The sequence below is a fragment of the Nonomuraea sp. WAC 01424 genome, assembly GCF_003947315.1.
In the GTDB taxonomy this organism is placed as follows: Bacteria; Actinomycetota; Actinomycetes; order Streptosporangiales; family Streptosporangiaceae; genus Nonomuraea; species Nonomuraea spiralis.
The window spans coordinates 397,468-421,055 of record NZ_QHHZ01000003.1; the positions used below are offsets into that span (position 1 = coordinate 397,468).

The 23,588-nt window shown below is 72.0% G+C and carries 21 protein-coding genes; 15 read left to right on the forward strand and 6 right to left on the reverse strand.

Annotated elements, in window-relative coordinates; translation table 11 throughout:
• The first annotated feature begins 3 nt into the window (after positions 1 to 3).
• Both DMB42_RS11205 and DMB42_RS11210 read left to right on the forward strand, forming a co-directional pair.
• On the forward strand, positions 4 to 816 hold the full coding sequence (locus DMB42_RS11205) for a DUF3097 domain-containing protein (RefSeq protein ID WP_125633387.1): 813 nt from the start codon (positions 4 to 6) through the stop codon (positions 814 to 816).
• Positions 813 to 1,391 carry a DUF4870 domain-containing protein gene (locus tag DMB42_RS11210; protein ID WP_125633389.1) on the forward strand — a complete coding sequence of 193 codons (579 nt, stop codon included), beginning with the start codon at positions 813 to 815 and terminating at the stop codon, positions 1,389 to 1,391. Before DMB42_RS11205 ends, DMB42_RS11210 begins: the two co-directional genes overlap by 4 nt.
• On the opposite strand, the gene hemW is transcribed toward DMB42_RS11210, so the two are convergent.
• The gene (gene hemW, locus DMB42_RS11215; protein ID WP_125633391.1) at positions 1,384 to 2,601 is read right to left on the reverse strand and encodes a radical SAM family heme chaperone HemW; all 1,218 of its coding nucleotides are present in this window, start codon (positions 2,599 to 2,601) and stop codon (positions 1,384 to 1,386) included. The genes DMB42_RS11210 and hemW overlap by 8 nt on opposite strands.
• Positions 2,602 to 2,656: 55 nt before the next feature.
• Between hemW and DMB42_RS11220 the strand changes: the two genes are divergently transcribed.
• Complete coding sequence (locus DMB42_RS11220; RefSeq protein WP_125633393.1) at positions 2,657 to 3,871, forward strand: styrene monooxygenase/indole monooxygenase family protein; 1,215 nt, start codon at positions 2,657 to 2,659, stop codon at positions 3,869 to 3,871.
• Between the two features lie 54 nt (positions 3,872 to 3,925).
• Positions 3,926 to 5,170, forward strand: a complete 1,245-nt coding sequence (locus DMB42_RS11225) for a glycoside hydrolase family 18 protein (RefSeq protein ID WP_125633395.1) — start codon at positions 3,926 to 3,928, stop codon at positions 5,168 to 5,170.
• Between the two features lie 53 nt (positions 5,171 to 5,223).
• On the opposite strand, the gene DMB42_RS11230 is transcribed toward DMB42_RS11225, so the two are convergent.
• Entirely contained in the window at positions 5,224 to 5,856 is a 633-nt protein-coding gene (locus tag DMB42_RS11230) for an MOSC domain-containing protein (RefSeq protein ID WP_125633397.1), read from the reverse strand.
• Positions 5,857 to 5,935: 79 nt separating this feature from the next.
• Positions 5,936 to 6,226, reverse strand: coding sequence for a hypothetical protein (locus DMB42_RS11235; protein ID WP_125633399.1), 291 nt, complete (start codon positions 6,224 to 6,226; stop codon positions 5,936 to 5,938).
• Positions 6,227 to 6,378: 152 nt separating this feature from the next.
• Between DMB42_RS11235 and ccmA the strand changes: the two genes are divergently transcribed.
• Positions 6,379 to 7,002, forward strand: a complete 624-nt coding sequence (gene ccmA, locus DMB42_RS11240) for a heme ABC exporter ATP-binding protein CcmA (protein ID WP_125633401.1) — start codon at positions 6,379 to 6,381, stop codon at positions 7,000 to 7,002.
• Positions 6,999 to 8,549 carry a DUF6297 family protein gene (locus tag DMB42_RS53095; protein ID WP_185844587.1) on the forward strand — a complete coding sequence of 517 codons (1,551 nt, stop codon included), beginning with the start codon at positions 6,999 to 7,001 and terminating at the stop codon, positions 8,547 to 8,549. The genes ccmA and DMB42_RS53095 overlap by 4 nt, the downstream gene beginning before the upstream one ends.
• Here DMB42_RS53095 and DMB42_RS11250 read toward each other — a convergent pair.
• Entirely contained in the window at positions 8,537 to 9,028 is a 492-nt protein-coding gene (locus DMB42_RS11250) for a GNAT family N-acetyltransferase (RefSeq protein ID WP_229824584.1), read from the reverse strand. The two genes, DMB42_RS53095 and DMB42_RS11250, sit on opposite strands and share 13 nt — an antisense overlap.
• Before the next feature lie 66 nt (positions 9,029 to 9,094).
• Here DMB42_RS11250 and DMB42_RS11255 point away from each other — a divergent pair, with 66 nt between their 5' ends.
• Positions 9,095 to 9,388 carry a hypothetical protein gene (locus DMB42_RS11255; RefSeq protein ID WP_125633403.1) on the forward strand — a complete coding sequence of 98 codons (294 nt, stop codon included), beginning with the start codon at positions 9,095 to 9,097 and terminating at the stop codon, positions 9,386 to 9,388.
• 130 nt (positions 9,389 to 9,518) lie between these two features.
• On the opposite strand, the gene lepA is transcribed toward DMB42_RS11255, so the two are convergent.
• Positions 9,519 to 11,354, reverse strand: coding sequence for a translation elongation factor 4 (lepA, locus tag DMB42_RS11260; RefSeq protein ID WP_125633405.1), 1,836 nt, complete (start codon positions 11,352 to 11,354; stop codon positions 9,519 to 9,521).
• A gap of 55 nt (positions 11,355 to 11,409) precedes the next feature.
• Between lepA and DMB42_RS11265 the strand changes: the two genes are divergently transcribed.
• From DMB42_RS11265 to DMB42_RS11290, 6 genes are all read left to right on the forward strand, one after another.
• On the forward strand, positions 11,410 to 12,399 hold the full coding sequence (locus DMB42_RS11265; protein ID WP_125633407.1) for a hypothetical protein: 990 nt from the start codon (positions 11,410 to 11,412) through the stop codon (positions 12,397 to 12,399).
• A gap of 130 nt (positions 12,400 to 12,529) precedes the next feature.
• Positions 12,530 to 12,799 (forward strand): 30S ribosomal protein S20, encoded by a 270-nt coding sequence (rpsT, locus tag DMB42_RS11270; RefSeq protein WP_125633409.1) that lies wholly within the window; start codon positions 12,530 to 12,532, stop codon positions 12,797 to 12,799.
• A gap of 192 nt (positions 12,800 to 12,991) precedes the next feature.
• Positions 12,992 to 16,051 carry an ABC transporter permease gene (locus tag DMB42_RS11275; RefSeq protein ID WP_125633411.1) on the forward strand — a complete coding sequence of 1,020 codons (3,060 nt, stop codon included), beginning with the start codon at positions 12,992 to 12,994 and terminating at the stop codon, positions 16,049 to 16,051.
• Positions 16,048 to 18,639: an FtsX-like permease family protein gene (locus DMB42_RS11280; RefSeq protein ID WP_125633413.1), complete on the forward strand. Its 2,592-nt coding sequence runs from the start codon at positions 16,048 to 16,050 to the stop codon at positions 18,637 to 18,639. Before DMB42_RS11275 ends, DMB42_RS11280 begins: the two co-directional genes overlap by 4 nt.
• Positions 18,636 to 19,565, forward strand: coding sequence for an ABC transporter ATP-binding protein (locus tag DMB42_RS11285; protein ID WP_125633415.1), 930 nt, complete (start codon positions 18,636 to 18,638; stop codon positions 19,563 to 19,565). The genes DMB42_RS11280 and DMB42_RS11285 overlap by 4 nt, the downstream gene beginning before the upstream one ends.
• Complete coding sequence (locus tag DMB42_RS11290; protein ID WP_185844588.1) at positions 19,555 to 20,247, forward strand: ABC transporter ATP-binding protein; 693 nt, start codon at positions 19,555 to 19,557, stop codon at positions 20,245 to 20,247. The genes DMB42_RS11285 and DMB42_RS11290 overlap by 11 nt, the downstream gene beginning before the upstream one ends.
• 101 nt (positions 20,248 to 20,348) lie before the next feature.
• Here DMB42_RS11290 and DMB42_RS11295 read toward each other — a convergent pair whose 3' ends face one another.
• A complete protein-coding gene (locus DMB42_RS11295; protein ID WP_125633417.1) occupies positions 20,349 to 21,710 on the reverse strand; it encodes an MFS transporter in 1,362 nt (453 codons plus the stop codon).
• A gap of 68 nt (positions 21,711 to 21,778) precedes the next feature.
• Between DMB42_RS11295 and DMB42_RS11300 the strand changes: the two genes are divergently transcribed.
• Both DMB42_RS11300 and DMB42_RS11305 read left to right on the forward strand, forming a co-directional pair.
• Complete coding sequence (locus DMB42_RS11300; RefSeq protein ID WP_125633419.1) at positions 21,779 to 22,276, forward strand: MarR family winged helix-turn-helix transcriptional regulator; 498 nt, start codon at positions 21,779 to 21,781, stop codon at positions 22,274 to 22,276.
• A 59-nt stretch (positions 22,277 to 22,335) separates the two neighbouring features.
• Positions 22,336 to 23,475 (forward strand): epoxide hydrolase family protein, encoded by a 1,140-nt coding sequence (locus DMB42_RS11305; protein ID WP_125633421.1) that lies wholly within the window; start codon positions 22,336 to 22,338, stop codon positions 23,473 to 23,475.
• Positions 23,476 to 23,588 lie beyond the last annotated feature (113 nt).

Below are 23,588 nucleotides of genomic sequence, written 5' to 3' on the forward strand. Positions count from 1 at the left end.
CGTGTGTACGAGGGTGATGTGCTGGCAGGCAATTGGCGGCGGCCGGGCAAGGGCAAGATCCCGAAGGTGCCCGCCGAACTCGACCTGGTCGTGGAGGACGCCGACAGCGGCTTCTGCGGCGCCGTGGTGGCCTGCGACAAGGAGGCCGTCACCCTTGAGGACCGGTTCGGCAAACGCCGCCTGTTCCCGCTGGCGCCGGCCGCGTTCCTCCTGGAGGGCAGGCCCGTGACGCTGGTGCGCCCGGCGCCCGCGGCGGCCCAGGCGGGGCCCCGGCGCAGCGCGTCCGGGTCCATCGCCGTGGAGGGGCTGCGGGCCCGGGTGGCCAAGGAGAGCCGGATCTACGTCGAGGGCGTGCACGACGCCGCGCTCGTGGAGAAGATCTGGGGCCACGACCTGCGCGTCGAGGGGGTCGTGGTCGAATACCTGGAGGGTGTCGACGACCTGCCCGCCATCGTGGCCGAGTTCGCCCCCGAGCCGGGCCGCAGGCTGGGCGTGCTGGTCGACCATCTGGTGCCGGGGTCCAAGGAGAGCCGGATCGCGGCGCGGATCACCTCGCCGCACGTGCTCGTCGTGGGCCACCCGTACATCGACGTCTGGCAGGCGGTCAAACCGTCTGTGTTGCGCATCCCGGCCTGGCCCGACGTGCCGCGCGGGGTGCCGTGGAAGGAGGGCGTGCTGGCCGCGCTGGGCTGGCGCATGGAGCCCGCGGACGCCTGGCGGCGCATCTTGGGCTCCGTCTCGTCCTACGCCGACCTGGAGCCGGAACTGCTCGGCCGGGTCGAGGAACTGATCGACTTCGTTACGGAGGCAACATGAGCCAGGATCCGCAACCGCCGCCCGCCGACGACTCCCCCCGCCAACCCCCGCCCTCGGACGTACCCGGCGGCCAGGGCTCCGGCCCCCAGCTCGGCTACGGACAGCAGCCGGGCTCCCGGCCCGACTACGGCCCGCCGCCCGGTTCCATGCCGCCCCCGCCCCGGCACGTCCCCCCGCCGCCCGGCTACGGCCAGCCCCCCGGCTACGGCTACCCCGCCGCCGGGCCGTACGTGCCCGGCAGGTTCGGCCCGCGCCCCGGCAGCGACGACACGACGATGGCGATGCTCTCCCACCTGCTGGGCCTGCTGGTCTCGTGGGTCGGCCCGCTGATCATCTACCTGATGAAGAAGGACGAGTCCCCCTACGTCAGGGACCAGGCCGCCGAAGCCCTGAACTTCCAGATCACCATGTTCATCGGTTACATGATCGCGGGCGTGCTGACGGTCGTGCTGATCGGCCTGCTGCTGCTCCCGCTCGTGTGGATCGTGTCGCTGATCTTCCACATCCAGGCGGCCCTCGCCACCAACCGGGGCGAGAACTACCGCTACCCGTTCGCCATCCGCCTCATCACATGAGCTCGGTGATCAGGGCGTCGGCCAGCAGCCGCCCCTTGAGGGTGAGCACCATCCGTCCCGCCCTGAACGGCTCGGGCTCCAGCAGCCCGCGGGCCAGCGCGCTCGCCACGGACGTGCGCGCCCCGGGGGCCACCTCGGCCAGCGGGTAACCCGAGACCAGCCGCAGCTCCAGCATCAGCCGCTCGGCGGCCCGGTCGGCGTCGGAGAGCACCTCGCGCGCGTGGGCGGGCGAGGTGCCCGCCGCCAGGCGCTGGGCGTAGGCGGCGGGATGCTTGACGTTCCACCAGCGGGTGCCGCCGACGTGGCTGTGGGCGCCGGGACCGGCCGCCCACCAGTCGCCGCCGGTCCAGTAGAGCAGGTTGTGCCGGCAGCGGGCCTGCTCGGACGTCGCCCAGTTGGACACCTCGTACCAGGAGAAACCGGCCTCGGTCAGCATCTCCTCGGCGATCAGGTAACGGTCGGCGGCCACGTCGTCGTCGGGCATCGGCAGCTCGCCGCGCCGGATCCTGGCCGCCAGCCGGGTGCCGTCCTCCACGATCAGCGAGTACGCCGACACGTGGTCGGGCCCGGCCTCGATCGCGGCGGCCAGCGAGGCCCGCCAGTCGTCGTCGCTCTCACCCGGCGTGCTGTAGATCAGGTCGAGGTTGACGTGCTCGAACCCGGCCGCCCGCGCCTCCTGCACGGCCCGCGCCGGCCGGCCCGGCGTGTGTGTACGGTCGAGCACCCGGAGCACGTGCTCGCGCGCGCTCTGCATGCCGAAGCTCACCCGGTTGAAGCCGCCCTGGCGGAGCTTGTCGAGGTAGGCCGGGTCGACGGACTCGGGGTTGGCCTCGGTGGTGACCTCGGCGCCCGGCCGCAGCCCGAACTCGGCGTCGATCGCGGCGAGGATGCGCGACAGGTCCTCCGGGGGCAGCAACGTGGGGGTGCCCCCGCCGAAGAACACCGTCTCCACGGGCAGCTCGGCGTCGCCGAGCACACGCCGCGCGAGGCGCACCTCCTCGACGACCGTGTCGGCGTAGTCGCGGTGGGAGGCTCCGGGGCCTAGCTCAGAGGCCGTGTAGGTGTTGAAATCGCAGTAGCCGCAGCGGGTCACGCAGAAGGGCACGTGCACGTAGAAGCCGAACGGACGCTCGCCGAGGCCGCGCAGCGCGCTGCCGGGCAGCTCGCCGGATGCGGGCGCCGGGTCTCCGTCGGGCAGGGTGGATGGCACGTCATCCAGTGTGCCTGCTCACGGGGGTGCTCCGAGCCATCGAAGGAGGCGGCACATGACGGGCATCGGAATCGTGGGCGCGGGGATCTCGGGGCTGACCCTGGCCCTGCGGCTGCAGCAGCTCGGCGTCGCGACCACGCTCTACAGCGAGGGCGACGCGGCCGGCCTGGGCCGGGGACGGCTGCCGAACACCGTCGGCAGGATGGCCCGCGCGCAGGCCCATGAACGGGAGCTGGGCAGCTTGCACTTCCTCGACCCCGGCTGCCTGCTGAGCAGCGGCAGGCTCTCGATCAAGGGGGATCCGCCGCTGGAGTTCACCGCCCGCGTGGCGGAGCCGTTCCACGCGGTCGACTTCCGGCTGCTGCTGCCGGCGCTCATGGACGACTACACGGCCAGGGGCGGCCTCCTGGTCGTCGATCCCGTCCCGCCGGACGCGGAACGGGTCGAGCGCTGGTCGCGCGGGCACGAGCTGATGGTGGTGGCCACCGGGCGGCGCTCGGTGAGCGAGTTGTTCCCGCGCGATCCGGCCTGGTCGCCGTACGAGGCTCCGCAGCGCGTCCTGGCCGCCGGGCTGTTCCACGGATTCGACCCGGGCCCGGCGTTCGGCTTCAACATCTCGCCCGGCTGCGGCGAGATCCTGAGCATGTCGATGATGACGCGGGCGGGCCTGGTGCCCGGCATCCTGGTCGAGGCGATCCCGGGCGGGCCGCTCGAAGCGATGGCGCGGGTGCCCGCCGCCGGGTTCTGCCAGGCGCTGCTCGCCCTGCTCCCCGAGCACGCGCCGCGCCTGGCCGAGCTGATCGATCCCGCCGCGTTCGAGCTGCTCGGGCCGGACGACCTGCTCCAGGGCGCCATCACGCCGGTCGTGCGCGAGGCGGTGGCCGAGCTGCCCGGCGGCGGCGTCGCGCTGGCGATCGGCGACGCCTGGATCGCCAACGACCCGATCACCGGGCAGGGCGCGAACCTGGGCTCGGCCTGCGCCTGGATCGCGGCCGACGCCATCGCGGCGGGCGGGCCGTACGACGCGGCGTTCGCGCGGGACACGGTCCGGCGTATGTGGGCGATGGCCGAGCCGGTCACCTCCTGGACGAACGCCTTCCTGCGGCCGCCGGCGGACCACGTCACCGCCCTGCTCGTGGCCGCCTCGACCATGGCGTTCGTGGCCGAGCTGGTGCTGTCGCTGTTCGGCGATCCGGTACGCGCGTGGGAGCTGCTGTCGAGCGCCGAGGAGGTCGCGCGCGTCGTTGACGGGGTGGGGCGACGGTTTTAGGATCGCGTCAACTTATAGGAAAGTTTCTTATAAGTTCACCCCCCAGGAGCGCCCGTGAAGAAGATCGCCCTCGCACTCTCGCTCTTACTCGGGCTCACGGCGGTATCCGTGCCCGCCGAGGCCCACTCCCCCTTCAAACGGGTCGCCTATTTCATCCAGTGGGGCGTGTACGGCCGCAATTACCACGTCAAGGACCTGGACGCCAGCGGCGCCGCCGCCAAGCTCACCCACCTCAACTACGCCTTCGGCTTCGTCAACGCCGAGGGCTCCTGCTACTCGGCCGACCCGTGGGCCGACTGGCAGCGTCCCGTACCGGCCGAGCAGAGCGTGGACGGCGTCGCCGACCAGCCGGGCCAGGCGCTTAACGGCAACCTCAACCAGCTGCGCAAGCTGAAGGCCAAGCACCCCGGCCTCAAGGTGCTCATCTCGCTGGGCGGCTGGACCGGGTCCAAGTACTTCTCCGACGCCGTGCTCACCCCCGAGTCCCGCGCCACGCTGGCGCGGTCGTGCGTGGACCTGTGGCTGCGCGGCAACCTGCCCGGCCTGGAGCCGGGCACGGGCGCCGGCGTGTTCGACGGCATCGACCTGGACTGGGAGTGGCCCGGCTCGGCGGGCAACGACGGGAACGTGATCAGGCCCGAGGACCGGCGCAACTTCACGCTGTTCGTCGAGGAACTGCGTGCCCAGCTCCGGGCCTTCTCCGCGGGCTCCCAGCTCACGGCGTTCCTGCCGGCCGCCGCCGTGAAGATCGACGCCGGGTTCGAGGTGCGGCGCGTGTTCCGGTCGCTCGACTTCGCCACCGTCCAGGGATACGACCTGCACGGTACGTGGGAGCCGCGGACCGGGCACAACGGGAACCTGTTCACCGACCGGCGCGACCCGAACCCGGTGAAGTACAGCGTGGACCAGACCGTCCGCGACTTCCTGTCGCGCGGGGCGCCCGGTCGCAAGATCGTCGTGGGCGTGCCCGCGTACGGCCAGGGGTGGACCGGCGTGACCGGCGGCGGCAACGGCCTCTACCAGCCGGCGACCGGGCCGGCGGCGGGCAAGTGGGGGCCGGGCACCGAGGACTACAAGGACCTGGCGGCCAAGCCGGGCAAACGCTACCGCGACCTGCGCACCGGGGCGATGTGGCTGTACGACGGCAACGAGTTCTGGTCCTACGACGACCCGGCGTCGCTGCTGGAGAAGGCGGCCTACATCCGGCTCAAGGGGCTCGGCGGGTCGATGATGTGGTCGATCGACCAGGACGACGCCCGCGCCTCCCTCACCTCGGCGCTGTACTCCGTCCTGCGCTGACCGGCCCCCTCCGGCCCGCCCCTGAGCTCTGCCCGGGAGGCGGGCGGGGCGGGCTAGGCGGTTGCCCGGCCGGTGCGTTCGGCCATCCGGTCCCATTCGGGGTCGTGCCCGGGGACCGCGAGGATCCGGGCGAGTGCCTCGTCGTCGCCGTGGCGGGCGCGGAAGACGTCCGCCACGGTCATCCCGGTCTCCGGCCGCGAGACGATCTCCACCTCGTCGCCCGCGCCCAGCTCACCCAGTTCCACCACCGCCAGGTACGCCCCCGGCCCGGCCGCGCGGGTGAAGCGCTTGAGCCAGCCCGGCTCGTCCATCCAGTTGCGGAACACCACGCACGGCGTGCGCGGCCCGGTCACCTCCAGCAGGGCCCCGCCGACGCGCCACCGCTCGCCCACGAAGGCGCCGTTGACGTCGAGGCCGGCGGTGGTCAGGTTCTCCCCGAAGCGGCCGTGGCGCAGGTCGCGGCCCAGCTCGCCCTGCCACCAGTCGTAGTCCTCGCGGGCATAGGCGTAGACGGCCTGGCTTGGGGCGCCGTGGTTGGGGGTGTCGGCCCGTTGGTCGCCGGTGAGCCCGTTGCGCAACACCTGCACCCGATGGGCCACCGGCTGCTTGTCGATGGCCGTACGGCCGAGTTTGCCGGCCCATTCGGCGTCGACCGACGTCCCGACGTTGACGGAGAGTATGTGCATGTCGTGACGGTAACCGACAAAGAAGGGCGGAGTGCACCGATATTTCCGCCTTTCTGGAGAAGTCCGCGGCGTTTCCCCGTCACCTCCGGTTGAGCTGGGAGTCGGCGTCGAGCTCGGCCAGTTGTAACAGGGTCTCCAGCGCCGCCTGCCTGGTCTCCTCGACCGAGTCGCCGCGTTCGCCGAAACACTCGGCCGCGACGTCGAGCAGCGCCGTCACCACGGCCGCGTCGGGATAGGGCACGTCGACCACCACCTTGCCGTCTCCGCCCACCTCGGCGGGCCTCAGGTGAAGCCGCAGCAACCGCCTGGTCTCCTCCGCCACGGCCACCCCCAGCACAGCGGCACGCTCGAATCGCTCAGAAGCAATCACGTCACCCTCCAGTAGCACTGGTGTTCGGGAACAGCAAAACTAGCGATCGCCACCGACAGAATCGGCGAACCGCGAGTGGGCGGCCGTTGCGGGCGGCGCGGGTGGGCGGGCGTCGCGGCGCGGGTGGGCGGGTGAGTGGCTACGCTCGAACGATGAGCAGCTTGATCGTCGACGTCGCGGGCCTCACGGTCGAACTCGGGGCCAATCCGGTGCTGCGCGACCTGGAACTGGCCGTCGAGCAGGGCGAGATCGTGGCGGTGGTGGGGCCGAACGGCTCGGGCAAGTCCACACTGCTGCGCTGCCTGGCCGGGCTCCAGCCCCCCACGTCCGGGACGGTGCGGGTGTTCGGCGCCGAGCCCGCCGACGACGCGACCTTCTGGCGCAGCGTCGCGCTGCTCGGCGACGAGCCCGCCTGGTATCCGGGGCTGACGGCGCGCGAGCATCTGGAGCTCATGGGAGCGGTGCACGCCGAGGCGCGCATGACGGTCGAGTCGGCGCTGGAGGTGTTCGCGCTGGCCGAACGGGCCGACGCGCCGCCGCTCAACCTGTCCACGGGCCAGCGACAGCGCCTCTGCCTGGCCGCCACGCTGCTCAGGCCCAGCACGCTGCTCCTGCTGGACGAGCCCGAACGCGGCCTCGACGCCGACTTCCGCGTCCGCCTCGCGCGGCTCCTGGAGGAGTACGCCGACGAGGGCGGCACCGTGGTGATGGCCACCCACGACGAGACCCTCGCCGGGGCCGCCCGCCAGGTCTCCCCCACCGGGGTGACCGCATGACGCACCCCGAAGCGGCCGGAGCGGGTGGGGGCGTGCCGAGTGTGCGGGCGTTCGTACGGGCGCGGGGCCGGGCTCCCGCCGGGCTGATCGATCGCTACGTCTCGGTGTTCGGCCTGTGCATGCTGGCCGCCGTCCTGGGGCAGCCGCTGTCCACGGTGCTGGCGGGGCTGGAGGGGGCGGTGGCGCCGGGCCGTACGGGCGCGGGGATCGCCCTGGCGCTGCTGGCCTTCGCGGGCTGCCTGGCCGTCGCGCGGATGGCGGGGCCGGTGATGATGCCGGCGGCGGACGCGTCCTGGTTGCTGATGTCGCCGCTGAACCGGCGGCACCTGCTGGGCCGTACGGGACGGGTGCTCATGGTCGTCGCCCTGGTCGCGGGGCTGCTGCTGGGGCTGGGGTTGCTCGCGGCGCTCGGCGCGCCCGGCGACCTCGTGTGGCGGCTGCTCGGCGCACTGGCGCTGGGCGTGGCGGCGAGCGTGGCGGGCATGGCGCTGGCGATGCTCTCCCAGGCGTCCCAGACGTGGCACGTCTGGCTCACCGGCGTACTGGCCGCGCTTCTCGTACTGGCTGTGGTGGCCGTCAGCGGCCAGGCCCGTACGGTGCTCGCCGCCGCCGCGAACGCCCCCCTGCCCGCGCTCGCCGCCACGGCGTCGGCCATGGCCGCGCTCGCCGCGATCCTGGCCCGTCGCGCCTGGGGGGCTCTGGCCACCATCCCCACCCGCCTGCTGCTGACCGCCTCCACCCGCGCCGGTCACGTCGCCGACGCGGCCGTCACCCTCGATCCGGGGGCGCTCACCTGGATCGCCGAGGACAACCACTGGCGGGCCAGGAGGCTCAGTTCACGGCGCTGGCCGGCCCTGCCCGCGCAACTCGCGCTGGCCTGGTCCGACTGGGTGCGGCTCGGCCGCAGGCCCTGGCGGCTGGCGGCGACGGCCGCCAGCGCGGCGTTGCCGGCGGTGTTCGCCCAGGCGGGCGGCGCTCCGGTGGCGCTCGCGCTGGCCGTGCTCGGCGGCGGGCTGGCCGTGGCGGCCTCCGGCACGTCCGGCGCGCGCAGGGACGCCGACAACCCCGCCCTGGCCCGCCTGACCGGCGTGGGCCGGCGTCCGGCGCTCGCGGCGCGCGCGCTGCTGCCCGCGCTGCTGGGCGGTACGTGGGCGGCCCTGGCCCTGGCCGGCGTGGCGGCGGCGGGCGGCCTGCCGCCGGGATCGTGGTGGTTCGGCCTGCTTGCCGCCCCTGCGCTCGCGGCCGGGGCGCTGCGGATCGCCAGGAGGGGCCCGGTCGACCATTCGATGCCGGTCATCGACACCCCCGGCGGCGCGATCCCGACCGGCCCGGTGATGTGGGCCGCGACGGGCGCCGACCTGGCGCTGATCGGCTCCCTGCCCGCGCTGGTCGCGCTGGCCACCGGACCGGCCGAGGCGGGCGCGTTCCTGGCGGCGCAGGCGCTGACGGGCCTGGCGGCGCTGGCGGGCGTCCTGCTGAGGTCACGCCCGGACGCGAGATCACGCCCGGACGCGCGGTTGCGGCCCTCGGGCGGTCAGGCGACGTAGAGGTCGCTCGGCACGCCGCCGTACGGGATCGTGCGCGTTCTGTGCAGCCCCGCCCTCTCGGCCACCCGGCGGGAGGGCGCGTTCGCGTCGCCGATCACCGCCACGACGGTGCCGAGGCCGCGCCCGACGCGCAGGGCCGCCCTGGCAAGCTCGACCGCGTACCCGTGGCCCCAGGCGTCGGGGCGGAATCGGTAGTAGAGGTGGAGGGCGTCCGTACCCTCGATGGCGGCGTGCCGGATCCCGCCGATGCCGAGCACCCGCGACTGCCCTGCCAGGCGGGCGGCCCAGTAGCCGATCCCGGTCTCGTCCCAGTCGGCCAGCCACAGGTCCAGCATGGCCCGGCTGGCCTCCAGGTCGACGGTGGGGCCGGCGGAGTTGTAGAGGTTCGTCCGTGGATCGGCGTGGATCTCGTGCACGGCTTGGAGGTCCTCCGGGCGTACCCGGGAGAGGACCATCCGTTCCGTGTGCACCACTTCCATACCTTCAGGGTAGCTTCTTCGATCGCTAGGCTATCGGTAGCGATCGAAGAGCGATGAGGAGCGTCGATGAACATCGCCCGCGTACAGGCGTCGTTGCGGCTCATGGCGCGCGGTCTGGAGGAGCTGGCCGCCGCGCTGGGGGACGAGGAGGCGGGCGAGGCCGAACGTACGGCTCGGGTCATCGCCGAATGGGGCCGTCGCGGCCTCACCCAGCAGGAGGCGTCGGCGCTGTTCCGGCGGCACGGGTTCGCCCCCCAGACCACCGGCGGCTGGGCCCGCAGTGACTGGGTGGAACTCGGCGAGGACGGCCTGCGCTACCTCACCGCCAAACCGCACGCCTGGCTGGAGGAACGACCATGACCTCCCCGGCGCGCGGCGGCGACCCGACGAACCCGCCACCCGGCCTGACGGACCCGCGGACGGCCGCGCCGGTGCCGTGCCGAGCCTGAAGCGCCCGCGGACAGCTCAGGCGTCCGCGGGCGTTCCGGGGTTACTTCTTGGTCTTGTCGGCGGCGGCGCCGGAGTCGGTGGACAGCGCGGCGACGAATGCCTCCTGAGGCACCTCGACGCGGCCGACCATCTTCATCCGCTTCTTGCCTTCCTTCTGCTTCTCCAGCAGCTTCCGCTTACGGGAGATGTCACCGCCGTAGCACTTGGCCAGGACGTCCTTGCGGATGGCCCGGATGTTCTCGCGGGCGATGACCCGGGCGCCGATGGCGGCCTGGATCGGCACCTCGAACTGCTGGCGCGGGATCAGCTCGCGCAGCTTCTTGGCCATGTCGACGCCGTAGGAGTAGGCCTTGTCCTTGTGGACGATCGCGCTGAAGGCGTCGACGGCCTCGCCCTGGAGCAGGATGTCCACCTTGACCAGCTCGGCCTCCTGCTCGCCGGCGGGCTCGTAGTCGAGCGAGGCGTAGCCGCGGGTGCGCGACTTGAGCTGGTCGAAGAAGTCGAAGATGATCTCGCCGAGCGGCAGCGTGTAGCGGATCTCGACGCGGTCCTCCGACAGGTAGTCCATGCCGAGGAGCTGGCCGCGCCGGCCCTGACAGATCTCCATGATCGCGCCGATGAACTCGGCCGGCGCGAGGATGGTGGACTTGGTGACCGGCTCGAAGACCTGTGCGATCTTGCCGCCCGTCGGGAACTCCGACGGGTTGGTGACCGTGAGCTCCTTGCCGTCCTCCATGACCACGCGGTAGACCACGTTGGGCGCGGTGGAGATCAGCGACAGGCCGAACTCGCGCTCCAGCCGCTCCCGCACGATCTCCATGTGCAGCAGGCCGAGGAAGCCGACGCGGAAGCCGAAGCCCAGCGCGGCCGAGGTCTCCGGCTCGTAGACCAGCGCGGCGTCGTTGAGCTGGAGCTTGTCCAGCGCCTCGCGCAGCTCGGGATATTCGTCGCCGTCGATCGGGTAGAGCCCGGAGAACACCATCGGCTTGGGGTGCTCGTAGCCGGCCAGCATGTTCTTGGCCGACTTGACCGAGGAGGTGACGGTGTCACCCACGCGCGACTGGCGCACGTCCTTCACGCCGGTGATCAGGTAGCCCACCTCACCGACGCCCAGGCCACGCTCGGAGGGCTTGGGCTCGGGCGAGATGACGCCGATCTCCAGCGTCTCGTGGGTGGCGTTGGTGGACATCATGAGGATGCGCTCGCGCTTGCCCAGGTGGCCGTCGACGACCCTGACGTACGTCACGACGCCGCGGTAGGTGTCGTAGACGGAGTCGAAGATCAGCGCACGCGCGGGGGCCTCGGCCACGCCCACGGGCGCGGGGACGTTCTGCACCACGTGGTCGAGCAGCTCGCGTACGCCCACGCCGGTCTTGCCCGACACCTTGAGCACGTCGGACGGGTCGCAGCCGATCAGCCCGGCCAGCTCCTCGGCGAACTTCTCCGGCTGGGCCGCGGGCAGGTCGATCTTGTTGAGGACCGGGATGATGTGCAGGTCGGCGTTCATGGCCAGGTAGAGGTTGGCCAGGGTCTGCGCCTCGATGCCCTGCGCGGCGTCGACCAGCAGGATCGCGCCCTCGCACGCCTGGAGCGACCGGGAGACCTCGTAGGTGAAGTCGACGTGCCCGGGGGTGTCGATCATGTTGAGGACGTGGCCGTCCCACGGCAGCCGCACGGCCTGCGACTTGATGGTGATGCCGCGTTCGCGCTCGATGTCCATCCTGTCGAGGTATTGGGCGCGCATGGAGCGCTCGTCGACCACACCGGTGATCTGCAGCATCCGGTCGGCAAGGGTCGACTTGCCATGGTCGATGTGCGCGATGATGCAGAAGTTGCGGATCAACGCGGGGTCGGTCTGGCCAGGCTGAGTGCGCACCGAAGTCCGTTTCGACAGGGTTGAGGTCAAGCGTCTTTCATGGTGACATGCCCGGATGATTCTCCGGACCGTCATCCGCCGCGGCCTGCGCCTGGTCGCGCTGGCCGTGGCCGTCGTGGTGGCGCTGGCCGGCCTCCTCGCCGTCGCGCTCCGCCTCCAGTTTACCGGTGCCCCGGCGGCCTGGGCGAAGAGCACCGGCAACGACGCTCTCTGGCTCGGCCACGCCTGGGTGGACGGCCGCCGTACGGAGCAGGATGTGGAGCGACTGGCCGTACGCCTGCGAACCACCGGCATCAAGGATGTGTACGTACATTCCGGTCCGTTCGAGTGGGACGGCCGACTCGACCCGGCAAAGCATCCCAACGCCGGAAATTTCGTGAAATGGATGCATGAGCGCCTACCAGCCGTCCGCGTCTCCGCCTGGCTCGGCCAGGCCGTCAAGAACGGTCTCGACCTCGACGACCCCCGCGCCCGCGCGAACGTCCTGGCCGGTGTGGCCGACATCATGAAGGCCGGCTACGACGGCATCCACTACAACTTCGAGCCGATCGGCGACGGCGACACCGAGTTCCTCGCCCTGCTGGACGAGACGCGCAAGTACACGAGGCTGCTGTCCACCTCGACCCCGCAGATCGAGCCCTATCCCCTCATGCGCCCGGCGGCCCGGCTCGCGCTCGGCCACGACAAGTACTGGTCGCAGGGCTACTTCCAGCAGGTCGTGAACCGGGTGGACCAGGTCGCGATCATGACATACGACTCCGGCGCCCCCACGCAGTCCCTCTACGGCGGCTACGTGGCCCGGCAGGCCGGGCTCGCCCTGGAACTGGTGCCGCCCGGCAAGTCGCTGTTCATCGGCGCCCCCGCCTACCACGACCACGGCCTGGCCTGGCTGGACGCCGCCGAGAGCGTGGCGATGGCCGCCGAGGGCGCCAGGCTGGCCCTGTCGGACCACGGCCGCCGCGACCGCTTCGGCCTGGCCCTGTACGTCGACTTCGCCGCCACCGAAGAGGACTGGAAGGAGTACATGACCCGCTGGCTGTCCTAAACTGGGAAGACCCGGTGCGTTGATTTGAGCAGCCGCCCGGGTTATTGGTACCCTGTTCACTTGCGTGTGGCGCGCCCTCTCTCGAGCCCGCGCGCCCCATCCATCCTTAGACTTTCACCGAGGCTTCTTCGTGGCGAACATCAAGTCCCAGATCAAGCGCAACAAGCAGAACGAGAAGGCGCGTCTGCGCAACAAGGCGGTCAAGTCCTCTCTGAAGACGGCTGTCCGCAAGTTCCGCGAGGCCGCCGAGCAGGGCGACGTCGAGCAGGCGGCGGCGCTGCAGCGGGTTGCCGCCCGTCAGCTCGACAAGGCCGTCAGCAAGGGCGTCATCCACAGGAACCAGGCCGCCAACCGCAAGTCTGCGATCGCCAAGCAGGCCGCCGCCCTGGCCGCCAAGTAACACCACCGGCGAGCACCGACGCCGCACTCCTTCCTAGGGGTGCGGCGTTCTTGTTTTTGTGCGCGTTTTGTCACAGTTTCGATATCACATGGGCATAGCTGCTGCGTATCGGCTGCGCATCCCTTGACAAGATCACCTTGCCACCTCGTCCGCCTCTCCGTGAGGGTTCACTAAACGGACGAAGGGGGACACATGCGGGGGCCGTTGGTCGTCAAACGGGCGTTCAGCGAGCCTTTGCTCCTTCTCGCCGCGTTCGGCTCGATCCTGCTCGCCACCACCACGCTGGTCGCGCTGACCATGTACGCCTCCTCGATCGCCGACGCCGGCGTGCGCAGGACGATGGAGACCGCCTCCCTGCGCCAGACCTCGGCGACGATCAGCGCCCCGGTCACCGCCAAGACGTTCCCCGTCTACGACCAGGCGGTACGCGCCGAGCTGACCAAGGCGTACACCAAGGCGCCCGCGCTCACCACGAGCTTCCACTCCGACTCCTACGCCATGCCCGGCCAGGAGGGCAGGGACCGGCCGGAGCTGCTGCGGTTCGGCAGCTACGACGGCCTCGACCAGCACGCCAAGCTCGTCTCCGGCGCCTGGCCCAAGGCGGCCGACGGCCAGGTGGAGGCGGCGGTCTCGCTGTCGGCGGCCTCGGCGGCCGGGTTCAAGGTCGGCCAGGAGCTGACCACCGTGGGCCGCCTGTCGCCGGAGCCCGTCAAGGTCCGCATCACCGGCGTCTTCCAGCTCGACGACCCCTTCGGCGAACGCTGGACCGGCGAGCAGCTGCTCAGCAGGGGCGTCGAACGCGGCGACTTCACCACGTACGGACCGCTGATGGTCGCGCGCGAGACGTTCATCGGCCGCTTCGCCACCAACGTGAACGCCACCTGGACCGCCGAGCCCGACCTGCGCGCTCTGACGCCGGCCCAGCTTCGCCCGCTGGCCGCGGCGGTCGGTGAGGTGGGCCCGCACCTGAAGGCGGCCGGCTGCGCGAGTTGCGTGACCACCAGCCGCCTGCCCGAGATGCTCACCCAGCTCGACACCGCCTCCCTGGTGGCCCGTTCGACCATGCTGATCCCGGTGCTGCAACTGCTGCTGCTGGCGGCGTACGCGCTGATGCTCACCGCGCGGCTGCTGGCCGACCACCGCCGCATGGAGGTGGCGCTGCTGCGCTCGCGCGGCGCGGGCACGATGCGGCTGGCCGCGCTGGCCGGCGGCGAGGCGCTGCTGGTGGCGATCCCGTGCGCGGTCGTCGCGCCGTTCCTCGGGCCGCCGCTGCTCGGGCTGGTGAACCGGATCCCGTGGATCAGGGCGTCGGGCGTGCGGCTCGACCCCACGGTCGGCCTGGGCACGTTCCTGGTGTCGGGCGCGGTGGCGCTGGCCTCGGCGGTGCTGCTGGTGCTGCCCGCGCTGGCGGGCGCGCGGCGCACGTACGTGGAGGAGCAGTCGGCGCGCGGGCGCGGCGGCGGGCGCGGGCTGATCGAGCGGGCGGGCGCCGACGTGGCGCTGCTGGCCGTGGCCGGGCTGGCGATCTGGCAGCTCCAGCACTACGGCGCGCCGGTCACCGCGACCGCGGGCGGCGGGCTCGGCATCGACCCGCTGATCATCTCCGGGCCCGCGCTGGCCCTGCTCACCGGCGGCATGCTCGGCCTGCGCCTGGTGCCGCGAATCTCCGCGGTCGCCGAACGGGTGACCTCCAGGCGGCCCACCCTCGCCCCCGCGCTCGGCGCGTGGCAGGTCAGCAGGCGCCCACTGAAGTACGCCGGCCCCGCGCTGCTGCTCACCATGGCCATCGCCATCGGCATCGTGTCCATGGCCACCTCCTCCACCTGGCGCGGCTCCCAGCTCGACCAGGCCCGTCACCAGGCCGGGGCCGACCTGCGGCTGTCCGGGCCGCCGGACGCGCCGGAGCTGGGCCCGTTCGGGCGTGGCACGGCGTTCGCGGCGCTGCCCGGCGTGACCGCCGCCTCGCCCGTCTTCCGCGGCCAGACCGAGGTCAGCAACGAGAACGCCGTCCTGATCGGGATCGACGCGGCCAAGCTCGACACACTGTTCCAGCTCCGTCCCGACCTGTCGGACCGGCCCGTCGCCGAGATGTCCCGCGCGCTGGCCGGGCCGCAGGCGGGCAAGCTGGACCTGCCTGGACGGCCCGCCGCGCTCACCCTGCGGGCCACGGCGGACGCCGACCTGCCGCTGCGGCTGGTGTTGTCCGACGCGCTGGGCGTCTGGCGGGACGTGTCGCTGGGCGTGCTGAAGGCGGGCGAGAACACGATCGACGTGGACCTGGCCGCGATGGCGGGGCGGAGCGGGAAGATCACGTACCCGCTGTCGCTGCGCGGGCTGGTCGGGAGCGCGCCGTCCGAGGGCAGCGCGAGCCTGACGGTGACCGGGATCAGCGCGGACGGGCAGCCGGTGACCGTGCCGGCCGTGTCGCTGAAGGCGACAGGCCGGCAGCCGGCCATGGCCGCCTTCGGGTCGCCGCCCGTCCAGGGGCCGCTGCCCGTCGTGCTCACCGCCGACCTGGCGACCTCGCTCAAGCTGGGCGTCGGCCAGGTCGGACGGGCCAGCATCGACCGCAGGGTCATGGACGTCAAGGTCGTGGCCGTCGTGGAGACGATGCCGACGACCACCGCGGGGCAACATGCCGTACTGGCCGACTGGGGGACGATGCAGGCGCAGGATCTGGCCGCGGCGCAACTGCCCAGGCCCGCCACCGAATGGTGGCTCGCCACCGGCGACGGCCGGGCGGCGCAGGCGCTCACCGGCCGCCCCGCGTGGGACGTCACCGCGCTCGACCAGCGCGCCCTGGCCACCAAGTTGCAGGACGACCCGCTGGCCAGCGGGCTGCAGGGGGCGCTGATGCTGGGCTTCTTCGCGGCGCTGGTGTTCGCGGCGCTCGGGTTCCTGGTCAACGCGGCGGTCGCGGCCCGCGAGCGGATGAACGAGTTCGCGATCCTGCGGGCGCTCGGCGTGAGCTCGCGGCAGGTGTTCGGCATGCTGGCGATGGAGCAGACGTTCGTGATCGGGTTGTCGCTGGCGGCCGGGACCGGGCTCGCCGTCGTCGTGGGCATGCTCGTGGTGCCGCACATCGTACTGACCGGGCAGGCCTCGGCGGTCACCCCGGGCGTGGTGCTGGACATCCCGTGGGGCGCCACGGCCGCCATGCTCGCCGGAGTGGCCGCGGAGCTGCTCGCCATCGTCGCCGGGCTGGCCCGCAACCTGCGCAGGCAGGGTCTCGGCCTTCGGGAGGAACAGTGAGGATCCCGCTGCTGGCCCGGACGCACCTGGGCGCGGTGGCCGTGCTCTTCGTGCTGACGCTGAGCGCCTGCCTGCTCGTCGCCGGGCTGCCCAGGGCGATGCAGTCGTCGTTCGACCAGGCGCTGCGCGAGGCGCTGCGGACCGCTCCCGCGGAGCAGGCCGACCTGACCGTGACCGTCGCGTCGATGTCGAAGGAGGAGGACCTCAACGAACGCGGCCAGTTCGAGTCCAGGGACCAGCGCTGGCGAAGGCTCCTGCCCCCGGCGCTGCGGCCCCTGGTGGTCCCCACCGGTACGGGCGACAGCCACATGAGCGCCAAGACCGTGGTCACCCCGCTGCAGGGCTCGGGCGGGACCATGTTCATGAACCTCGGCTGGCTGTCCGACGCCGACCGGCGGGTGGACTGGGTCCAGGGACGGCCGCCGGGCAAGCCCTCCACCACGCGCTTCGAGGGCGAGACGATCCCGCTGATCGAGGTGGGCCTGGTCGAGTCCGCGCTGCCCGCGATGGACCTGCGGCTCGGCCAGGTCAAGGTGCTCGGCGAGAGCCACTACGTGGCGGTGCGGCTGGTCGGCGCGTTCAGGGCCAAGAACCCGAACGAGCGTTACTGGAGCCACAACTCCGACATCCTTTCCGTCACCCGGATCCTGCCGCCGGGCAAGCTGGAGTTCGAGAAGCACATCACGACGGTCATGTCCGACGACGGGCTGGCCGTGCTCAGCGGCGACGGGCGCAACCTGTCCTACAACTGGGTGCTGCCCATCGCCCCCGACAAGGCGGACGCGCTGGCCACTAGCGACCTCAACACGGCGGTCAGCGAGTTCGAGCGCGTGATCGGGTTGCAGGCGTCGGGCTCGTTCAGCCCGTACCGGGTGATGACGGCGCTGCCCAAGTTGCTGACCGACTTCTTGGCGGCCCAGTCCACCGCGCAAACCGTCATGTACCTGGTGCTCGGCGGCCTGCTGCTGGTGGCGGCCGGCGTGATCGTGCTGGCGGTGCAGCTCCTGGCCGGCCGGCTCGACCACACGCTGGCGCTGACCCGGGCGCGTGGCGGGTCGCTGCGGCAGGTCGCGGGCACCGGGGCGGCGCTGACCGCGCTCGCCGTCGTGCCCGCCGGGCTTGTCGGGTACGCCTTGTCCTGGTTCGTACCCGGGCCCGTGTTGCCGGTCGTGCACATCGGGCCGCTGCTGGTCATGGCGGCAGCCGTCGGCTTCGCCGCCGCCGGGCTGGCGTTCGCGCACCGCGTCCCGCTGGACGAGCGCCGCGAGGACGTCGCCACCGCCCGTCCCTCCGCCCGCCGGCTCACGCTGGAGGTGCTGGTCGTGGTGCTCGCGCTGGCCGGGGCCTACCTGCTGCGCACCCGCGGGCTGGCCGCCTCCGCCGGGTTCGACCCGTTCCTGCTGGTGGTGCCGATCGCGTTGACGCTGGCCGCGGCGGTGGTCATCCTGCGCTGCTACCCGTACCCGCTGCGGTTGCTCGTACGGCTGGCCGCGCGGCGGCCCGGCGCCGTGCCGTTCCTGGGACTGACCAGGGCGGCCAGGGCGCGCTCGGCCTCGGTGCTGCCGGTACTGATCCTGCTGCCCGCGCTGGGCGTGTCGGTGTTCGCCGCGGTGATCTCCGACGGGCTGGTGAGCACGCAGCGGCTGGCGTCCTGGCAGCAGGTGGGCGCGCCGGTCAAGATCACGTCGCGGATCGAGATCCCGGCCGACGTGATCGACCGGGTGCGCAAGGTCGCGGGCGTCGAGCAGGTCGTACTCGCCCAGACCGGCCGGGTCCAGGTCGGCTACGGCGCCGAGCGCGCCGAGGCCATCGCGGTGAACCTGGCGGAGTGGCGGCAGCTGCTGGGAGGCGCGCCCATCGGCGTGCCCACCGGGGGCGGCGCCTTCGTCTCGCCCGACCTGAAGGGGCGCGGCACGTACGAGATCGGCTGGCAGTCGCGGCTCAAGCTGCCCGAGAGCGGCGTGATCACCTCCGTGCCCGGCTTCTACAGCCAGGGCAAGTTCATCGTCATGCCGCTGGACCAGCTCGTGCGCCCCGCCGTGAACACGCTGCTCATCCGCGGCAACCCCGCCGTCGACGAGCTGCGCCGGATGGTCCCGCTGGGCACGGTGGAGTCGCAGACGCTGGCGCTGGCCGCCATCCAGGACGACCCGCTGACCAGCACGGTCCGCACCACGCTGGTGGTGGTCACGGTCGCGCTGGCCGCGTACGCGCTGGTCGCCGTCATCCTCTCGCTGGTGATCGGGGCCGCCGACCGGGCCAGGGCGCTGTCGTTCCTGCGTACGCTCGGGTTGTCGGACCGGCAGGCGCAGCGGCTCACCGTCCTGGAGATCATGCCGATGATCCTGCTGACCGCGCTGGCCGGGCTCCTGCTCGGCCTCGGGCTGCCAGAGGCGCTCGGGCCGGGCGTGGACCTGTCCTCCTACGCCGGCGACCTGCCCGTCGGCGACTACTCCCTAGACCTCGTCACGCCGACCGCGCTGGCGACCGGGCTGGCCGTCGTGGCCGTGCTCGGCGCGTACGCGCACACCGCCATCAGCCGTCGTCGCAGCCTCGGCGCCGTCCTTCGAGTGGGGGACCTCACATGAACCCGACCCTGTCAGAGCTGGAAGCCAAGGCCGCGGAGAAGAAGAGCGCGTTCGGCGGCGACGCGCACATCGTCTGCGACAACCTCGTCCGGATCTACAAGACCGAGGGCGTCGAGGTCGTCGCCCTTCAGGGCCTCGACCTGGTGATCGACAAGGGCGAGCTGGTCGCCATCGTCGGCGCGTCCGGATCGGGCAAGTCCACGCTGCTCAACGTGCTGTCGGGGCTCGACGTGCCGACCGCGGGGGTGGCCAGGGTCGCGGGTACGGACCTGCTGGCGATGACGGCCAAGGACCGGCTGCGCTACCGGCGTTCCGTCGTGGGCTTCATCTGGCAGCAGACCGCGCGCAACCTGCTGCCGTACCTGACCGCCAGGGAGAACGTCGAGCTGCCCATGAAGCTGGCCGGCGGCGGCCGGGCGGGCCGCGCCCGCGCCGGCGAGCTGCTGGAACTGCTCGGCGTCGGATACTGCGCCGACCGCCGCACCCCCGAGATGTCGGGCGGCGAGCAGCAGCGGGTCGCCATCGCCGTCGCCCTGGCCAACGAGCCCCAGCTCATCCTGGCCGACGAACCGACCGGCGAGCTGGACAGCGAGACGTCGGAGCAGGTGTTCGACTCCCTGCGCAAGGCGAACCGGGAGCTCGGCGTGACCGTGGTCATCGTGACCCACGACCCGCTGGTCTCGGAGCAGGTGGACCGCACCGTGGGCATCCGCGACGGCCGTACCAGCAGCGAGACGCTGCGGCGCGAGGGCGCCGAGGGGCAGATCGTCGCCGAGGAGTACGCCGTGCTGGACCGCGTGGGCCGCCTGCAGCTCCCCCGCGACTTCATGAACGCCCTGGACATGGAACGCCGGGTGCGCCTCGAACTCGAATCCGACCACATCGGCGTTTGGCCCGCCCGAGAGGAGCCCTCCCATGAGCAATGAGCCCCTGGTCGTGGTGGAGGGGGTCCGCAAGGTCTACCGCAGCGGGCCCAAGGAGGTCGTCGCGCTGCACGAGGTGTCCTTCGAGGTGTTCCCCGGGGAGCTGGTGGCGGTACGGGGGCGTTCGGGGTCGGGCAAGACCACGCTGCTCAACCAGATCGGCGGGCTGGACCGGCCCGACGCCGGGCGGGTGGTCGTGGACGGGCACGAGGTCACGTCCATGTCCGAGGACGCCCTGCTGGCGCTGCGCCGGGACGTGGTGGGGTTCGTGTTCCAGTCCTTCGGGCTGATCCCCGTGTTGTCGGCGGCCGAGAACGTGGGGGTGCCGATGCGGCTGGCCCGCGTGCCGTCCGCCGAGCGGGAGGAGCGCGTACGGCTGCTGCTCGCGCTCGTGGGGCTGGAGCAGCACGTGAACCAGCGGCCGTACGAGTTGTCGGGCGGGCAGCGGCAGCGGGTGGCGATCGCCCGTTCCCTGGCCAACCGGCCCAGGCTGCTGGTGGCCGACGAGCCGACGGGACAGCTCGACTCGCAGACCGGGCGGCAGATCATGGAGCTGCTGCGGGCGCTCGTACGGAGTGAAGGGGTGACGGCGCTGGTCGCCACCCACGACCCGAGCCTGATCACACTGGCGGACCGGGTCCTGGAGATCAGCGACGGCGTCGTCCGCGAACCCGCCCTGACCTGACCCACCGCCCCCAGCCCCCACCCGCCTTGGCCCTCCCCCTGGCCCCCACCCGCCTTGGCCCTCCCCTGGCCCCCACCCGCCTTGGCCGCTCGCCCCCTTCCTCAGTCGTGCCGTCGGACCGTCACCCGGTCCAGGTCCCCGGCGGTCCGAGGGGGCGCGGTCCTGGGCGAGCGGACCACCGCCGCGAGGTTGGCGACGGCGACCAGCACCCCACCCGTCACCATCAGCGCCGCCATCCCGACCGCGCCCGCCAGCGGCGCCGCGACCGCCAGCCCGAACGGCCGCGCCGCGAACGAGATGAGCTGGTCGAACGACCGCACCCGCCCCAGCGCCCCCTCCGGGATCTCCTCGGCCACCACCGTCTCCCACAGCGGACTGAGCACCCCGAGCCCCACCATGGCCACGAAGTACGCGGCGGCCACCACCACGACCGGCAGCCCGAACCCCACCGCCGCCGGCAACGCCACCATGGGCAGCAGATAACAGGCCGCCCCCACCTGAACGGCGACCAGCGGCCGCCGGATCGGCAACCTCGGCGCGGCCAGCACCCCGATGACCAGCCCGACCGTGCCGCTCTGCACGATGATCATCCAGCCGGCCTCACCTCCGAGCCGCTGAACCGCCGCCACCGGCCCCAGCGTGAGGAACAACCCGGCCATGAAGTGCCACACACCGTGCCCCAGCACACAGACCAGGAACCACGGCCGCCCCCTGACCTCCCCGACCCCTTCCCCCAACTCCCTCCAGAACCCAGCCCTCCCACCGACCGCCACCCCTTCGGAGGCGCCGGCCTTCTCACCAACCGCCACCCCTTCGGCGGCGCCGGCCTTCCCGCCAGGCGCCACCCTCCCGGGAGCCGTGCCGGCTTTCCCGCCAACCGTCACCCTTGCGCCGGCTGTGCGGACCCCACCGAGGGTCAGCGCCGAGCAGGCGAACAACATCGCCGTGAGCCCGGCCGCCCACCCGGGCCCGGCGGCCAGCGTGAGCGTCCCGGCGAGGGCCGGCCCGAGCACCGCCGACACGCTGGTCGCCACCCCGATCCGGGCGTTCACCCGCAACCTGTCCGACCCCGGCACCACCGCCACCACCAGCCGTGGTACGGCAGGACTGCCGAACGCGATCGCCGCCCCCGCGACGGCCGACAACACGGCGAGATCGAGCACCCGATCCACCCCGACCAGCAACTCGACCGCCATGACCCCCTGAGCCAGGCACCGCGTCAGGTCGGCGAGCAGCGCGACCCGTTCGGGCCGGACCCGGTCGGCCAGCACGCCCCCGACCGGCAGCAACAACAGCAGCGGAACCATCTCACAGGCCAGCACAACCCCCAGCGCCTCCCCCGACCCCGTGGCCCGCAACACCGCGAGCGTCAGCGTGGTGGGGATCATGGCCGTGGCGAGCGCGGACATACAGCGCCCGACCAGTAGCCGGTTCCTGGCCCCGGCAAGCGACGAATACGACATGACCGCCAAGGTATTTCGTCAGCGAATAATTCGTCAACAAATTACTAGCCGACGTATGATCTGGTCTCGTGGAGGACTCCGTCGATCGTCATCTGGCCCGCTGGCGCGGCAAGGCCCCCTTCGACGAGCGGGTGGAGGCGATCGTGACCCGCATGCAGTCGCTGGTGAAACACCTGGCCCACGCGAAGGCGGCCGCGCTGACCCAGACGGGGCTGCAGGACTTCGAGTTCCAGACGCTCCACCGGCTCGTGGCCCACGACGGCACCGCCACCCCCACCGAACTGGCCGCCGAGCTGCTGCTCTCCCCCGCCGGCATGACCGGCCGCCTCGACACGCTGGAAAAAGCAGGTCTCGTACGCCGCATCCGCAGCACCGAAGACCGCCGGCGCGTGGACATCGAACTCACCCCCAAAGGCCACGACCTCTGGACGGACGCCATGGCCGTCCTGGCCGTACTGGAGACGGACATGGTGAACGCCCTCACCCCCGATGACCAGGGCATCCTGGACAACCTGCTCAAGCAGCTCCTGCTCCACGCGGAGACGCACCCGCATCAATCACATTGAGACCGACAGGCGTCCGGTGATACCCGTGCTGGAATGACCCTCCAGACACCGGACACCACATGACCGCGACGCGGTTCCGTATCGAGGTTCCCGACGACGTACTGGACGACCTGCGCAGCCGTCTCCGCAACACCAGGTTCACCGGCCCGCTCGACCCCCGTCCCTGGGAGAGCGGAACAGACCCGGCCTACCTACGGGATCTGGTGACGTACTGGGCCGACGGGTTCGACTTCCGCGCCCAGGAAGCCCGCCTCAACGAGCTGGACCACTACCAAGCCCCCGTCCAGGGACGAAACCTCCACTTCATCCGCATCCCCGGCACCGGCCGCGCCCCCCTGCCCCTCCTGCTCTGCCACGGCTGGCCGAGCAGCTTCATGGAGATGCTGCCCCTGGCGGAACGCCTGGCCGACCCCGCCCGCTCCGGCGGAGACCCCGACGAGTCGTTCGACGTCGTGATCCCGTCCATGCCCGGTTTCCTCTACTCCGACCTGCCCCCGGAACCCGCCACCCGAGGCGCGCTGGCCCGCATGCTGCATCCGCTCATGACCGAGGTCCTCGGCCACGAACGCTACGGAGCCTTCGGCGGCGACATCGGCGGCGCGGCCGTCGGCTGGCTGGGCGCCCTCTATCCGGACCAGGTGCTCGGAATCCACCTGATCCACCCGCCCGCCCCCGCTTCCCTGGAGAACCCGCCGCCGACCGCCGAGGAACAGGCGTTCCTGGACGCCGAAGCGGCCTACGACGCGCGCGACGGCGGCTACAGCGAGATCATGCTCACCCGTCCCGACACCATCGCCGCCGCCCTGATCGACTCACCGGCCGGCCTGGCCGCGTGGATCGTGGACAAGCTCCACGCCTGGAGCGACTGCCAGGGCGATCTGGAATCACGCTTCGACCGCGACACCCTGCTCACCATCGTGACGCTGTACTGGGTCACCGGCTCGATCGGCACCTCGTTCAAGTCGTACTACGACTGGCACCTGAACCCGCCCCGGCCGCCCATCACCGTACCGGCCGCCGTCACCCTCAGCCACGAGCCGTCCATGGCCGGCCTCCCCCGCAGCCTCGCCGAACGCGCCCTCACCGACCTCCGCCACTGGAACACCCCCGCCCGAGGCGGCCACTTCATGCCCCTGGAAGAACCCACCCAACTGGCAACCGACCTCACCACCTTCTTCCACCCCCTCCGCCCCCACTAACCCCACCCTCTAACCAGCCCAAAGCGACTTACCCACCCGGCATTCGCTTACCAGACAAGGAAACAGCCCCACTCATGTGGGCCACTGGGCAGGACGGGGCACCCCGCTGGCCC

What these genes read in the sequence shown, in the direction of transcription:
- DMB42_RS11210 (WP_125633389.1), top strand. Translation starts at nt 813, where the DNA reads ATGAGCCAGGATCCGCAACCGCCGCCCGCCGACGACTCCCCCCGCCAA.
- DMB42_RS11220 (WP_125633393.1), top strand. Translation starts at nt 2,657, where the DNA reads ATGACGGGCATCGGAATCGTGGGCGCGGGGATCTCGGGGCTGACCCTG.
- DMB42_RS11230 (WP_125633397.1), bottom strand. Translation starts at nt 5,856, where the DNA reads ATGCACATACTCTCCGTCAACGTCGGGACGTCGGTCGACGCCGAATGG.
- ccmA (WP_125633401.1), top strand. Translation starts at nt 6,379, where the DNA reads ATGAGCAGCTTGATCGTCGACGTCGCGGGCCTCACGGTCGAACTCGGG.
- DMB42_RS53095 (WP_185844587.1), top strand. Translation starts at nt 6,999, where the DNA reads ATGACGCACCCCGAAGCGGCCGGAGCGGGTGGGGGCGTGCCGAGTGTG.
- DMB42_RS11250 (WP_229824584.1), bottom strand. Translation starts at nt 9,028, where the DNA reads ATGGAAGTGGTGCACACGGAACGGATGGTCCTCTCCCGGGTACGCCCG.
- DMB42_RS11255 (WP_125633403.1), top strand. Translation starts at nt 9,095, where the DNA reads ATGAACATCGCCCGCGTACAGGCGTCGTTGCGGCTCATGGCGCGCGGT.
- DMB42_RS11265 (WP_125633407.1), top strand. Translation starts at nt 11,410, where the DNA reads ATGATTCTCCGGACCGTCATCCGCCGCGGCCTGCGCCTGGTCGCGCTG.
- DMB42_RS11275 (WP_125633411.1), top strand. Translation starts at nt 12,992, where the DNA reads ATGCGGGGGCCGTTGGTCGTCAAACGGGCGTTCAGCGAGCCTTTGCTC.
- DMB42_RS11285 (WP_125633415.1), top strand. Translation starts at nt 18,636, where the DNA reads ATGAACCCGACCCTGTCAGAGCTGGAAGCCAAGGCCGCGGAGAAGAAG.
- DMB42_RS11290 (WP_185844588.1), top strand. Translation starts at nt 19,555, where the DNA reads ATGAGCAATGAGCCCCTGGTCGTGGTGGAGGGGGTCCGCAAGGTCTAC.
- DMB42_RS11295 (WP_125633417.1), bottom strand. Translation starts at nt 21,710, where the DNA reads ATGTCGTATTCGTCGCTTGCCGGGGCCAGGAACCGGCTACTGGTCGGG.
- DMB42_RS11305 (WP_125633421.1), top strand. Translation starts at nt 22,336, where the DNA reads ATGACCGCGACGCGGTTCCGTATCGAGGTTCCCGACGACGTACTGGAC.